This window comes from Erysipelothrix sp. strain 2 (EsS2-7-Brazil) (genome assembly GCF_016617655.1).
In the GTDB taxonomy this organism is placed as follows: Bacteria; Bacillota_I; Bacilli_A; order Erysipelotrichales; family Erysipelotrichaceae; genus Erysipelothrix; species Erysipelothrix piscisicarius.
On sequence record NZ_SCFT01000014.1, the window covers coordinates 1 to 13468 of the forward strand.

15 protein-coding genes and 1 riboswitch are annotated in these 13468 nt (G+C 38.6%); of the genes, 1 reads left to right on the forward strand and 14 read right to left on the reverse strand.

Annotated features, from left to right (window positions below; translation table 11 throughout):
* A partial coding sequence (locus EPJ90_RS06835; protein WP_200542536.1) for an IS3 family transposase occupies window positions 1–100 on the forward strand: 100 nt, incomplete at its 5' end.
* Between the two features lie 55 nt (window positions 101–155).
* Here EPJ90_RS06835 and lysS read toward each other — a convergent pair.
* The 14 genes from lysS to EPJ90_RS06905 form a co-directional block, all read right to left on the reverse strand.
* Window positions 156–1640, reverse strand: coding sequence for a lysine--tRNA ligase (gene lysS / locus EPJ90_RS06840; protein ID WP_161636819.1), 1485 nt, complete (start codon window positions 1638–1640; stop codon window positions 156–158).
* A 231-nt stretch (window positions 1641–1871) separates the two neighbouring features.
* Window positions 1872–2744, reverse strand: coding sequence for an Hsp33 family molecular chaperone HslO (hslO, locus tag EPJ90_RS06845; protein WP_161636820.1), 873 nt, complete (start codon window positions 2742–2744; stop codon window positions 1872–1874).
* A gap of 53 nt (window positions 2745–2797) precedes the next feature.
* Window positions 2798–4693 carry an ATP-dependent zinc metalloprotease FtsH gene (gene ftsH / locus EPJ90_RS06850; protein ID WP_161636821.1) on the reverse strand — a complete coding sequence of 632 codons (1896 nt, stop codon included), beginning with the start codon at window positions 4691–4693 and terminating at the stop codon, window positions 2798–2800.
* Window positions 4694–4706: 13 nt separating this feature from the next.
* Window positions 4707–5246, reverse strand: coding sequence for a hypoxanthine phosphoribosyltransferase (hpt, locus tag EPJ90_RS06855; protein ID WP_161636822.1), 540 nt, complete (start codon window positions 5244–5246; stop codon window positions 4707–4709).
* 25 nt (window positions 5247–5271) lie between these two features.
* A complete protein-coding gene (tilS, locus tag EPJ90_RS06860) occupies window positions 5272–6471 on the reverse strand; it encodes a tRNA lysidine(34) synthetase TilS (RefSeq protein WP_125163971.1) in 1200 nt (399 codons plus the stop codon).
* The gene (locus EPJ90_RS06865) at window positions 6464–7030 is read right to left on the reverse strand and encodes a hypothetical protein (RefSeq protein WP_161636823.1); all 567 of its coding nucleotides are present in this window, start codon (window positions 7028–7030) and stop codon (window positions 6464–6466) included. The genes tilS and EPJ90_RS06865 overlap by 8 nt, the downstream gene beginning before the upstream one ends.
* A gap of 89 nt (window positions 7031–7119) precedes the next feature.
* A complete protein-coding gene (locus EPJ90_RS06870; protein ID WP_003774334.1) occupies window positions 7120–8118 on the reverse strand; it encodes a rod shape-determining protein in 999 nt (332 codons plus the stop codon).
* Between the two features lie 28 nt (window positions 8119–8146).
* The gene (locus tag EPJ90_RS06875) at window positions 8147–8347 is read right to left on the reverse strand and encodes a DUF1146 domain-containing protein (protein ID WP_018580299.1); all 201 of its coding nucleotides are present in this window, start codon (window positions 8345–8347) and stop codon (window positions 8147–8149) included.
* Between the two features lie 91 nt (window positions 8348–8438).
* Entirely contained in the window at window positions 8439–9590 is a 1152-nt protein-coding gene (locus tag EPJ90_RS06880) for a cation:proton antiporter (RefSeq protein WP_200542853.1), read from the reverse strand.
* A 40-nt stretch (window positions 9591–9630) separates the two neighbouring features.
* Window positions 9631–9688, reverse strand: a riboswitch (Fluoride riboswitch).
* A gap of 13 nt (window positions 9689–9701) precedes the next feature.
* Window positions 9702–10436, reverse strand: coding sequence for a copper homeostasis protein CutC (locus tag EPJ90_RS06885; RefSeq protein ID WP_161636825.1), 735 nt, complete (start codon window positions 10434–10436; stop codon window positions 9702–9704).
* Between the two features lie 69 nt (window positions 10437–10505).
* Complete coding sequence (gene upp / locus EPJ90_RS06890; RefSeq protein WP_125163969.1) at window positions 10506–11126, reverse strand: uracil phosphoribosyltransferase; 621 nt, start codon at window positions 11124–11126, stop codon at window positions 10506–10508.
* A complete protein-coding gene (glyA, locus tag EPJ90_RS06895; protein WP_161636826.1) occupies window positions 11123–12355 on the reverse strand; it encodes a serine hydroxymethyltransferase in 1233 nt (410 codons plus the stop codon). The genes upp and glyA overlap by 4 nt, the downstream gene beginning before the upstream one ends.
* The gene (gene rpiB, locus EPJ90_RS06900) at window positions 12352–12807 is read right to left on the reverse strand and encodes a ribose 5-phosphate isomerase B (RefSeq protein ID WP_125163967.1); all 456 of its coding nucleotides are present in this window, start codon (window positions 12805–12807) and stop codon (window positions 12352–12354) included. Before rpiB ends, glyA begins: the two co-directional genes overlap by 4 nt.
* Window positions 12804–13412: an L-threonylcarbamoyladenylate synthase gene (locus EPJ90_RS06905; protein WP_125163966.1), complete on the reverse strand. Its 609-nt coding sequence runs from the start codon at window positions 13410–13412 to the stop codon at window positions 12804–12806. Before EPJ90_RS06905 ends, rpiB begins: the two co-directional genes overlap by 4 nt.
* Between the last annotated feature and the right edge of the window lie 56 nt (window positions 13413–13468).

A 13468-nucleotide genomic window follows, 5' to 3' on the forward strand; every position in this document is an offset into this window, starting at 1 on the left:
ATATATCGACTATTATAATAACAAAAGAATTAAGAGCAAACTAAAAGGACTGACTCCTGCACAGTACAGAAATCAATCCTTTAGTTTAACTCTTAATTAAACCGTCCAAGATATTGGGGGCAGTTCACTAACGCTGTGTTAGTATCTTTTTTCTTTTATCTTTTTTTCATATGTGGGAACAACAAGACGTCACGAATGCTTGCACTGTCTGTTAAGAGCATAATGAGGCGGTCTAAACCGATACCGATTCCACCTGTTGGTGGCATTCCGTATTCTAACGCTTCAACATAATCAACATCCATCTCATTCGCTTCTTCGTTTCCAAGTTCACGTTCACTCAATTGACTCTCAAAGCGCTCACGTTGATCGATTGGATCATTAAGCTCGGAGAATGCATTCGCATATTCACGTGCATCAATAAACATCTCAAATCGATCAGTAAAACGAGGATCTTCAGGATTTTTCTTTGCTAATGGTGATACTTCGACAGGATGACCATAAACAAATGTAGGTTGAACGATCTTCTCTTCACAGAATGTTTCAAAGAACTCATTTACAACATGACCAAATGATAATTGATGTTTTGCCATATTAATGTTATGTTCTTTCGCAATCGCAACAGCTTCTTCATCTGATGTAACATTCCAAAAATCAATACCAGTTACATCTTTAATTAAGTCAACCATATGTACACGACGGTATGGTCCTTTCAAAGAAAGTTCTGTACCCTGATATACAATTTCAGTGGTTCCTAAAACCTCATGCGCAAGGTATTCAAGCAAACCTTCACTGATATCCATCATGTCATACATATCTGCGTATGCGACATAAGCTTCAATTGTTGTAAATTCTGGGTTATGTTTTGGACTCATTCCTTCATTTCGGAATAAACGACCAATTTCATAAACACCTTCCATACCACCAACGATTAAGCGTTTTAAAGGAAGTTCTGTCGCAATTCTTAAGTAAAATTCCATATCTAATGTATTGTGGTGTGTCACAAAAGGACGTGCAGCTGCACCAGATAAGATTGGTGTTAAAACAGGAGTTTCAACTTCAACCAAACCGCGATCATCGAAAAATTTTCGAATGGAACGCATAATTAACGGACGCAACATGGCAGTCCGGCGTGAGTCTTCGTTCATAATTAAATCTAAATAACGACGACGGTAGCGTTCTTCTTTATCTTGGAGACCATGAAATTTATCAGGTAATGGTCGCAATGCTTTGGTAAGGTGTGTTAATTCACTTGCTTTAACGGATAATTCACCGTGATTAGTACGGAAAATTGTTCCTTCAACACCTAAAATATCCCCTAAATCAAGCTCCTTAAAGTACTCAAATGCTAAGTCTCCAACGGTATCTTTTCGAACGTAAACTTGGATTTGTCCATCACGATCTTGAAGATGCATAAAACCCGCTTTACCCATAACACGTTTCGTCATAACACGACCTGCTATTTTAGTTGTCGCTTCCAATTCTGCGAGTTCTTCTTTTGATTTGCTATCGTAAGCACCAACAATGTCGGATGAGCGTTCTTCAGGTTTAAATCCACTCGCAAAAGGATTAATACCTTGTTCACGCAAAGCCTCCATTTTCTCACGACGAACAATTTCTTGTTCTGTTAATTCATGTCCCATATTATCACTCTTTCTTATGTAAATAATCTGATTCTATCTTATCAAATTCTACCAATGAATTCATCTAATTTAGTGAAACGGCCGTTAAAATCACACATAACAACAATTTATTCTTAATACTATCGCAAGCATCTAACTAATATGAAACAAATTCATCGCTTTTCGTGTTGTATCATACCATAATTTATGGTTTCTGTGTATTCGTATTCCCCAAATTCAAGAAGATACAATCTAGTTCTTCTTGCGTTCGCAAATGATTTCATTTAAATCGTCTTCACTAAATTCATATTTTGAATGACAATAATGGCATTCTAAAACGGCCCCTTTATCTTCCGCAATAAGTTCTTTAAGCTCGTCCGTACTTAAGGTACGTAAGACATCCGCCATCTGTTCTTTATTACATCCGCAATAATATTGCGTATCCGTTGTTTCAAGAATCAAAACATCACTAAATAGGTCTGCACACACTTCAATCGCATCTTTTTCAATCATAAGATTTGATACAGGCGGAAGCTTAGCAAGTGTTTTTTCAATTTCCAAAATATCTTCTTCTGTTGCGGAAGGAAGAACCTGAATTAAAATTGCACCTGCAGATTTAATGGATAGATCTTCATTAACTAAGACACCCACTGAAACCGCTGATGGAATTTGCTCACTCTGTGCATAATAATAAGCAAAGTCATCACCAATTTCACCTGATTGAAGTTCTACTTGAGAACTGAACGCCATTCCATCTAACACATCATGTGTTACACGAAGGGTTCCATTACCGATGGATCCACCAACATCAAGTTTACCAATGCTGTTTACTTTATGTACATGAGGATTTGATACAAGACCTCGCACAAACCCCTTGTTATCTGCATTAACAAGAATATGGCCTAATTCGCCATCACCACGAATTTCAATAACTAATTTCTCATCATCATTTTTTAATGTTGTTCCCATGATTGCACCAATACTGAGGGTACGACCTAGTGCAGCGGATGCAGCCGGATAGGTCCCATGAAGTTCATGTGCTTTTTGCACGAGATTTGTTGTTTTGGCCACAAAAATTCGAACATTGCCATTTAGCGCCATTGCGCGAACGATTTTATCACTCATCATTATCTCCTTTTTCTTAAAAAAGCCCCAACGAATTGGGGCTCCCTCTAAGCTTAAATTTCTGTATCAATTGTTGTGTCAGGTTCTTGAACTGTTTCGCTGACAACTTCAGCTGCAATCACACCATCGTCGTTGGCTTCACGGCCTTCAACAATATTTTGAATTTGTTCTGCAGTAATTGTTTCATATTCAAGAAGTGCTTCAACAATACGATCAAGTAGATCACGGTTTTCTTCAATAAGTTTTCGTGCATCTTCTTTACATTGATCAATAATATGACGAACTTCTTTATCAATTTCAAATGCAATTTGACCGGAGTAGTTTTGCGGTTGAGAAATATCTCTTCCTAAGAAAACATTTCCATCGTTACTATCATATTGAATTGGTCCTAAGTCACTCATACCATATTGAGTAACCATTGCACGTGCAATTTTGGTAGCGGATTGAATATCAGAGTATGCACCTGTAGAAATTTCATTAAAGACAATTTCCTCAGCAACACGACCACCAAGATACCCAGTGATTTTACCCATTAAGTCTGAACGACTTTGTGTAAAGGTTTCTTCACGAGGTGTCATCAAGTTATAACCACCTGCTTGTCCACGTGGAATAATTGTGACTTTTTGTACTTTATCAGCACTTTTTAGTTTAATACCAATAATTGCATGTCCGGTTTCGTGAACCGCAACCATATAACGTTCTTTTTCAGTATATTTTTTCGATTTTTTAGCAGGTCCCATAATAACACGGTCAATCGCCTCATCGATAATATCGGTCGTGATTTCCGTTTTATTTTCTCGAACCGAAAGAATTGCTGCTTCGTTCAATACGTTTTCAAGATCAGCTCCTGAGAACCCTGGAGTACGACGCGCAATGTGTTTGAGGACAACATCATCTGCAATTTTTTTATTGCGTGCATGAACTTGTAAGATTTCAGTACGACCTTTTACATCAGGTAACCCAACCGTAATTGTGCGGTCAAATCGTCCTGGTCTAAGCAACGCAGGGTCTAAGACATCATCACGGTTTGTGGCCGCTAATACAAGAACCCCTGAATTTTCTTCAATACCGTCCATCTCAACGAGAAGTTGGTTAAGTGTTTGTTCACGTTCATCGTGTCCACCACCCATACCAGCACCACGTTGGCGTCCGACAGCATCAATTTCATCGATGAAAATAATGCAAGGCGCTGTTGCTTTTGCTTTTTTAAACATATCACGAACACGACTCGCACCAACACCCACAAACATTTCCACAAAGTCAGATCCGGAGATTGCATAGAATGGTACATCTGCTTCTCCAGCAGCTGCTTTCGCGAGCAATGTTTTACCCGTTCCTGGAGGGCCTACAAGAAGCATCCCTTTTGGAATTCGAGCTCCCATCGCTTCAAAGCGTTTTGGATGACGTAAGTACTCAATTAGCTCTTCCATTTCTTGTTTTTCTTCTTCAGCACCGGCTACATCCTTAAAGCGAACTTTAATATCACCTTGGACCTTAGCACGAGATTTACTGAATTCAAAGGCTTTATTATTACCACCATTTCCCATTTTTGAGAAAAGGAAGAACATAAATCCACCCAATAAGATGTAAGGAATGATTACAAGCAAGAAATCCACAAAGAAATTACTTTCATTTGGGTCTGCTGTCAACATTGCGGCATCTTTCTCAGCAAGTAACTTCGTTACTGCGTTAAGTTGTTCTGGTGTATTGGGTAAACGTGTTGAAAATCCAATCTTACGATCATTTTCAACATACACACCTGTAATATCAATAACATTATTATTTGGTTTAATAATTGTATTTTCAACTTTTTTTGTTTCTACAACACTGTAGAATTCTTTAACAGGTAAAACTTTTTGTGTTTGATGTGCAGCTAACTGCATGATAACAAGTGCCATCATTACAGTCATTACCATCAAGATAATATTATTCTTTTTATTGTTTTTCAACGGGATTCACTCCTTACTTATAGACTGTATCTTTTAAAATTCCAATGTATGGTAATTGTCTATATTTTTCATAATAGTCCATACCAAAACCGATTACAAATAGGTTCTCGATTTCAAACCCAATAAAGTCAGCATATACATCAACTTCACGACGTGATGGTTTGTCCAACAATGTGATAACTTTTACATCATTAGCGCCCTTATTCATTAAGAGTTTAATAACTGCTTTTAGGGTATTTCCTGTATCCACAATATCTTCTACAAGTAAGATATTCGTGCCTTTAATTGAACGATCCAAATCTTTTAAAATTCGAATATCGCGTGATGATTCCGTACCTTCGTAACTTGAAACATCCATGAAATCAAATTCGATATCAAGGTCGATATACTTAATGAGGCGTGCAAGGAATGGTACGGATCCTTTTAAAAGTGCCACAAGTACGAGCGGACCTTCTACATTTTTATAATGTTCTGTGATAACTTGTCCGAGTTCTTCACATCTTTTTTCAATTTCTTGTTCACTAATCAAAATACTCTCTACATCTTGGTGCATACTATAAATAATCCTCCTGCGATAACTATAATTCTAACATAAAAAGATTGGGATTGTTAGAGTAATGATGCGCATCACAACCCATTCCCACAACAAACACAATTTGTTGCGAAGAATTCACAATAACAGGGCACAATTCACGTTCATGACGTGGTATTTTTCGATCAATAAAGAATCGATTTAATGACTTCGTTCCAAACCGCATTTTAATTGCATCTCCCTCACGGGCATTTCGAATCACAATTGGAAAATCAGATTCAGAAAGGGTTACACCTTGAATCGTTTGACCCGTCTTACTTAAGATAAAATGATTCGTAGATTCATACCTTATCTCATTATAGTGATATTCAAATGCAGCGTTTTTTGCAAGGGATAGTTCACCATAACTTGAACTCAGCCGCATGTCCCCAAACTGGAGAAATGCCTTTTCTTGCAGAATGAGTTCATCAAGTTCTTTCAGAAAACGTCCACTCATTGTATGCGTATCGACTCCATGTTGTGACATCCACAAACGAAGCACGCGTGTCCGTATTCCATCCTGGATTAGAGCATACATATCGACCTTAACTTTAGAACCCAATTGTAAGGCGATACTCCTCACTATTTTACTCCTTTTTTCACCACATTGCTTTGCAGCAACCATTTCTTTAACTAAACTTTCATATGATGCCTTATCCATTTTCGAAATCTCATGACGTATTTGGTTGCGTGTATAGTCAAGACTTAAATTCGATTCATCAATACCAAAATGAATTTGCTGTTCTTCACAATACTTAAGAATCATTGCTTTTGTCATATCCAAAAGCGGACGCCAAACTGTAATCCCCATGATTTGTGTATACTCGGCCAAGCCAATGTGCTCACTTTCCATATTTCGTTTTTTTTGGAAAAGATACGTCTCCAAATCATCGTTAAAGTGGTGGGCAACCGCGACGCCTTCGGCTTGATACTTATTTACAAGATTTCTAAAGAAGGCATAACGAAACTCCCGCGCTTGGTGTTGAAAATTATGGTTTTGACCATCATCGATATAGTTCAAGCATTCGAATGTGATCTGATGTTTTTCACAATATGCTTTGACGATGTCTTCGTCACGTTGACTTGTTTCTCTTTTACCATAGTTAACATGGGCCGCAACACAATCTATGCCTTGTTGCGAAAGTTTATCGAGAAGAGCCATTGAATCAGGGCCTCCCGATACACCTACAATCCATTGTTTATGCATCTTCACTTACCTCCATACCAAACGTTTCTTTTATAATTAGATCACGAATTTCTTTAAACATCGGTCCATTCGGATCAATTCGTCCATTAATTGAAATCACTCTTGCTGAATTAACATATTTACAATCGTTAAGGAAGAGTACCGAAGACTTATTTAGACCCGGAATCTGCCCAATGTAATATAAATGGCGTTTTCCCAACTGATTAATATTGCGCGCCTGCTGAATAATTTCATAATTTGAAGTCATCGGTACGACAAATAGTTTATAGTTGAAAATTCCCATAACCAATCCAAAATGTTGATAACCGGCTTCATTGATAAAAGCCTGCCCAAACTCCATATAACAGATATCCCCAATCGATACACTCAAATTCAACGATTCACACGACCAATTTTTTTGCCGACACATTCGATTCAGACCACTGATACATTCTTTTCGAATATAGTAGGGTGGCAACAGATAAATATAACTTCGATATGTATTTAAATAATCTTCAACCGTCCGATGAATGGACCGGTTTTCACATTTTTTTAGCCAGCCAGGTTCTAGTTTCATCATAAAAATCCCTCCGAAACTAGATAATCTTTTAATAGAATACTCCCTAAATAAAAAGAGCCATTGGCTCTTTTTAAAACACTTAGTTGTAATTATCGTACTAAGTCTAAGTTCTCTAACATGATTCCTGTTCCTTCAGCTACACAAGTTAATGCGTTTTCAGCAACATAAACTGGAATACTTAATTCATGTGAAATTAATTCATCAAGGCCATGTAATAGAGCACCACCACCTGTAAGGACAATTCCTCGTCCTACAATATCTGCTGATAATTCAGGAGGTGTTTGTTCAAGAACAGTACGGCATGCGCGAACAATATCTTGAAGACTTTCGTGCATTGCATTCGCTGTTTCTTCCGCTTTTAATGTAATTGTATTTGGAAGACCTGTAACTAAATCGCGACCACTAACCGCAATTGTAGTTTGTTCCATATCTTTGACACTGTCAATACGAGCAGTTCCAATATGTGTTTTAATTTCTTCAGCGGTACGATCACCAATTAAAAGTTTATAAGTATCTTTAACATATTTGATAATGTCATGATCTAAACGGTCTCCCGCAACTTTTAGTGAGGTACTTGTTACGATTTCTCCAAGTGAAAGGATTGCAACATCCGTTGTTCCTCCACCTATATCTAAAACCATTGATCCCGCTGGTTTAGAAATATCAAGATTTGCTCCTACTGCAGCAACCTTTGGTTCCTCTTCGATGTAAACACGTTTTGCACCTGCACGGTAAGCAGCATCACTGATCGCTTTACGTTCTACAGATGTAATGTTTGATGGACAGCAAATTAAAATTGTTGGTCGAGAAAACATCCCCTTCAGGTTTAATTTTCTAACAAAATATTGAAGCATCATTTCTGTCACTTCAAAATCTGCAATAACCCCATCCTTCAATGGACGAATTGCTAGAACACGTCCTGGTGTACGTCCTAACATATCTTTTGCTGATTGTCCTACAGCAAGGCATTTTTTAGTTTCAGCATCAATGGATACTACAGAAGGTTCGTCTAAAACGACGCCTTCGCCTTTTACATAAATTAAAATATTTGCGGTACCTAAGTCAATTCCGACTGCTTTTGAAAACATTCTTTGTCCTCCAATTCTCTCGTCTTTTCTACATGAAATAAGCGAATGATAATCCCATTAAAAACTGCGCTACAACATAACCTAATCCAAGAGATAAGAATATGTAGAGTAATTGAATACGCGTTTCACTACCTTTTCGCATCACTTTATGAAAATCAATCCCACTGAGCGCATACGCACTTGCGAGAAAACATACGAAATATAAAACAATTCTTTGGATATCATGCATAATTATTCACCTATATTACTATACCAAATAACACATCGAAATTCCATTGATAATATAAAATAACAAAATTTACGATATTCTTGTTTTTCGTTCATTCCAGAAGTCCCTTTGCACTTAAATTCATTCCAATTGCTCCCAAAGGTGTTGTCATTAAAATCGCAAGCACCGATAACGCAAGAATTACATCGCCATGTGCCAATCCAAGCGCCAAGGGTGTACCACCAATCGCGGCTTGAACTGTTGCCTTTGGTATGTATGAAATTGCTACAAAAACGCGTTCCTTAAGCTTTAAATCTGTTCTAATCAATGAAATAAACACACCGACCATACGCATCAAAAGAGCACCAATAATGATCACAACTCCGATTATACCCGATGACTGCGCGGCTTTAAAATCCACTTGCGCACCAACCAGCACAAAAAGAAACACCTCCGCAACCATCCAGAGTGAATCCATCGCCTGCGAAAGATAATCCGATATCTGTGGATTATACTCTTTAATTGTTATGGCACTCACCATAATTCCTAGAAGTGATGCAACCGGAAAGACGCTTTCTGTTTTTTGTAAAACAAAAGCGAGAAAGAGTAGAAGGACTACCGTGTATTTTGTATGATTCCCCAATGCACTGATAAGGCGACCCAGCATTACCCCGGAAATAATTCCAGAAACTATCATTACGGGTAATCTAAGCATAATTTGAAGCATTGAGGCCGTCCTTGCAGTCGCAAGACTTAGAAAAACAGAGAAAATTGAGATAGCGACTACATCATCCACGGAAGCTCCAGCCAATATGAGTGTCGGAATCTTTTTTTCTGTGCCTATTTGGCTCTTTTCAAGATAAACCATCATGGGAACAACAACAGCCGGTGACACCGCGGCCAAAATAAACCCCATCATCCCGCCTTGTATTACAGTGAACCCCAATAAGTAGACACTTAGAGCCATTACCGTCACCGCCTCAAAAACTCCCGGTACAAAGCTTAGAAATAACGCTGGTCGACCCACGTACATAAGATTTTCTCGATCAATCCCAAACCCCGCCCTTAACAGAATAATGATCAGAGCGACACCTCTAATGTCGGGGGATAACCCTTGAATCGTTGGATGAATCCAATCCAACCCAAAAGGCCCTATAACCATTCCCATAAGAACCAACAAAATCAACGGTGGTAGGTGTAGTCTTAGTCCTACCTTTTTCAAAAGAAAACCTAAAGCAATAATTAACACGATTGTATAAATCATAACGCCTCCATAAAAAAAACTCCTACAAAAAGACCCTATGGTCTATGTAGGAGTTATCAGCTGTCGCAATTATGGTGAACTCCATCACCGTTTTTAATATTATAACAGATTTTATCGACTTTGAATCGTCTTGATAAACACTTTGAGTTTTTCCTCACTCACACCCTCGAAGGCACCTAAATCACTATAAGCATACGATACCGTATCATTTTGAGTTGTCGGGTCCAAATACCACGTTTTAAATGAGCTGTGAAGTTGTGTAATCCCTGTTTTATCCACAATTTCTAAAGCGTTGTGCTCATTCACGCCTGCACCCACACAAAATTCAATTTTCCCAGAATACTTCGCATTAAGGTCTGCCAATAAATCGGTGCCCGCGCCTGCCTGAGCTTGTAGACCACTTGTTAATACACGATCAACCCCACAAGCAATTAAATCTTCGATTGCTTGAACGGGATCATTCACACAATCAAAAGCACGATGAAACACAGATTCAATTCCTGCACTTTTACACATCGCTACGAATTGTTGGGTTCGTTCTTTATTTACTGAGGCATCTTCATTTAGAAACCCAAAAACCAAACCATCGGATCCACTTTGAATTAAGCGCTCTGCATCAAGAACCATTGTCTCAAACTCTATCATAGAGTAAAAAAATCCGCCGCCGCGGGGACGAACCATCGTAATAATTGGTAACGTCGTATATTTTTTCGCTGATATAAGCATGCCCACACTCGGTGTTAAACCACCGAGATAAAGACCACTGTTTAGTTCAATACGATTTGCACCGCATGCATTCGCAACAATACAATCTTCTACACTTCCTGCACACACTTCCACAATCATGGTGAACCCCTCCTTTTAGTAATGCATGAATCAAAACAAAAAAACCACAGAAAAACTGTGGTTTGGAAATTATTTCGTACCGAAAATACGGTCTCCAGCATCACCAAGACCTGGAACAATATAGCCATCGTCATTGAGTTTTTCATCCAATGCCGCTAAGAAAATATCAACATCTGGATGTGCTTTTTTGATAAGCTCTACCCCTTCAGGTGCACCAACAAGACAAACAAGTTTAATTGTCTTTGCCCCATGTTTTTTAACGATTTCAATCGCTGCATCTGCACTACCACCTGTTGCTAACATTGGGTCTAAAACCAAGACTTCAGATTCTGCTAGATTTTCAGGGAATTTTGCGAAATATTCATGTGGCATCAGTGTTTCTTCATCACGATATACACCAACATGTCCTACTTTTGCTGTTGGAATTAAATTTTGAATTCCATCAACCATACCAAGGCCTGCACGTAAAATCGGAACTAAAACAACATCACGTTTCATTTCAAATGTATCATATTCTCCACATGGTGTGTGAATTGTAATTGGATCTAATTTGAGATCACGTGTGATTTCATAGGCCATTAGACCTGCTATTTCATCGAGATTTTGACGGAAATCCTTTGTTTTTGTTGATTCCATTCTCATTTGTGTAAGTTTATGTGTAATTAATGGGTGATTTAATACTGTAATCATATTCTTTCTCCTCTCACCGGGTATTGACGTGTTAATGTTTTTACTTCATTACTAATTCGTGTCAAGATTTCTTCGTCTTCATAGTGCGTCAATGCTTCATGAATCCAATAAGCAATCTTTTTAAACTCTTCCTCTTTAAAGCCGCGACTTGTCATTGCAGGAGATCCTAGACGGATTCCACTGGTGACTGCTGGTCTTTCCGAATCAAAAGGAATTGCATTTTTGTTTATGGTAATACCTACTTTATCAAGGACTTTTTCCGCATGTGCCCCCGTCATTCCTATGCTGTTTTTCACATCCACAAGAATTAAATGGTTATCGGTTCCACCACTTACCAAACGGTATCCTAAATCCGCAAACGCATCTGCAAGTGTTTGTGCATTCAAGATAACTTGTTTTTGATATGTTTTGAAATTTGGTTGCAACGCTTCATAGAAGCACACAGCCTTTCCTGCAATCACATGCATTAAAGGTCCCCCTTGCATTCCAGGGAATACGGATCGATCCAGTTTACGAGCATATTTTTCTTTACAGAGAATTGCTCCCCCACGCGGACCGCGCAGTGTTTTATGCGTTGTTGTTGTTACAAAGTCTGCATAAGGAACGGGACTTTGATGAAGTCCTGAAGCTACAAGACCAGCAATATGAGCCATATCTACCATAAGATAAGCGCCAACCTCATCCGCAATTTCTTTAAAACGTTTGAAGTCAATTTCGCGAGAATATGCACTTGCTCCTGCCACGATTAATTTAGGTTGAACTTCTAAAGCTCTTTTCAATACATAGTCATAATCAATCATTTCAGTGTGTTTATCAACACCATATCCGAAGAATGTGTAATTAATTCCCGAGAAGTTTAATTGGTGTCCATGAGTAAGATGACCACCCGAATTTAAATCCATCCCTAAAACTACATCACCATGTTCTAATACAGTCATATATACGGCCATATTCGCTTGAGAGCCACTATGCGGTTGAACATTCGCGTGCTCTGCACCATAAATTTCTTTAAGACGGTCAATCGCTAAATTTTCAATAACATCCACATACTCACAACCGCCATAATAGCGTTTTCCAGGATACCCTTCCGCATATTTATTCGTTAGAATGCTTCCGGTAACTTCCAGTACTTGATCTGAAACATAATTTTCTGAAGCAATTAACTCAATGTGATCAAGTTGACGTTGCTCTTCTAATTCAATGGCTTCAAATACTTTTGTATCTCTCATTCACGGCCCTCCTTGGTCTCTAAATCAGATATCTTACAAATACGACGACCATGACGTGCATCTTCACTGTATGGTGTCTCAATCCATGTCTTAAGAATTGCGACATTGGTTTCATAAGGTGTTGTACGGCCTCCCAATGCGAGCATATTTGAATCATTGTGCTCACGTGTAAGTTGAGCAACTTCCGTACTTGTCACAAGCGCACAGCGAATCCCTTTTACCTTATTCGCCACGATTGAAACCCCAACACCGGTTCCACAAACAACAACACCTCGATCATACAGACCTTCTGCTACTGCTTTTGCAGCAGGATACGCAAAATCAGGATAGTCCTGGGATTCCTCGGAGTAAACCCCGAAATCCTTAACTTCATGACCCATTTCTTCTAAAACTAAACGGAGTCCCTCTTTTGTTTCAAACCCTCCGTGGTCCGCTGCTATAGCGATTTTCATAATCCTACCTCCTTATTGATTTCTTCTAATGTAATAACACCTTGTCGTAAACACTTAATTTCATCCCCTGTAATATCAAACACACTGGATGAAACCCCTCCGACACACTCTCCCAAAACCACACCTTCAATACGGCCATCAAGTTGATCAATAACCATGTCCGATGAAATTGCAGTATCAAACCCAGAACGATTTGCGGATGGAAGCCAAATTGGATAGCCTACTTTATTAATAATGTCTTGAACCCATACATCATCTGCCATACGAATACCAATTGTGCGTTGATCGCCTAAGAAAGGGAACACGCCATCTTTGATATTAAAAATAAATGTCACAGCACCTGGCATAAAGGTTTTCATGAGGTGACGATCACGGTCTGTTAATTCCGCAACGCACTCAATTTGATCAAGGGAACCAACCATCAATGGGAATGGTTTATTCTCAGGACGTTCCTTCGCATCCTTTAGCTTTTGATACAAAGCACCATCGGCACTGCTTGCAGCCAAGCCATATACTGTATCCGTCATAATCGCGACAAGCCCACCCTCTTGAATCATTTGTGCAATATCATCACTTTGATCTTTATTAAATCGTTTTGTATCCATATCGTTTCCTCTACTCTCTACGTCTATTTTATCATACACATCCCCAAAAAAAAGAT

Coding starts and splice junctions, on each gene's coding strand:
- lysS (WP_161636819.1), bottom strand. CDS start 1,640: ATGGGACATGAATTAACAGAACAAGAAATTGTTCGTCGTGAGAAAATG.
- hslO (WP_161636820.1), bottom strand. CDS start 2,744: ATGAGTGATAAAATCGTTCGCGCAATGGCGCTAAATGGCAATGTTCGA.
- hpt (WP_161636822.1), bottom strand. CDS start 5,246: ATGCACCAAGATGTAGAGAGTATTTTGATTAGTGAACAAGAAATTGAA.
- tilS (WP_125163971.1), bottom strand. CDS start 6,471: ATGCATAAACAATGGATTGTAGGTGTATCGGGAGGCCCTGATTCAATG.
- EPJ90_RS06865 (WP_161636823.1), bottom strand. CDS start 7,030: ATGATGAAACTAGAACCTGGCTGGCTAAAAAAATGTGAAAACCGGTCC.
- EPJ90_RS06870 (WP_003774334.1), bottom strand. CDS start 8,118: ATGTTTTCAAAAGCAGTCGGAATTGACTTAGGTACCGCAAATATTTTA.
- EPJ90_RS06875 (WP_018580299.1), bottom strand. CDS start 8,347: ATGCATGATATCCAAAGAATTGTTTTATATTTCGTATGTTTTCTCGCA.
- EPJ90_RS06880 (WP_200542853.1), bottom strand. CDS start 9,590: ATGATTTATACAATCGTGTTAATTATTGCTTTAGGTTTTCTTTTGAAA.
- EPJ90_RS06885 (WP_161636825.1), bottom strand. CDS start 10,436: ATGATTGTGGAAGTGTGTGCAGGAAGTGTAGAAGATTGTATTGTTGCG.
- upp (WP_125163969.1), bottom strand. CDS start 11,126: ATGATTACAGTATTAAATCACCCATTAATTACACATAAACTTACACAA.
- glyA (WP_161636826.1), bottom strand. CDS start 12,355: ATGAGAGATACAAAAGTATTTGAAGCCATTGAATTAGAAGAGCAACGT.
- rpiB (WP_125163967.1), bottom strand. CDS start 12,807: ATGAAAATCGCTATAGCAGCGGACCACGGAGGGTTTGAAACAAAAGAG.
- EPJ90_RS06905 (WP_125163966.1), bottom strand. CDS start 13,412: ATGGATACAAAACGATTTAATAAAGATCAAAGTGATGATATTGCACAA.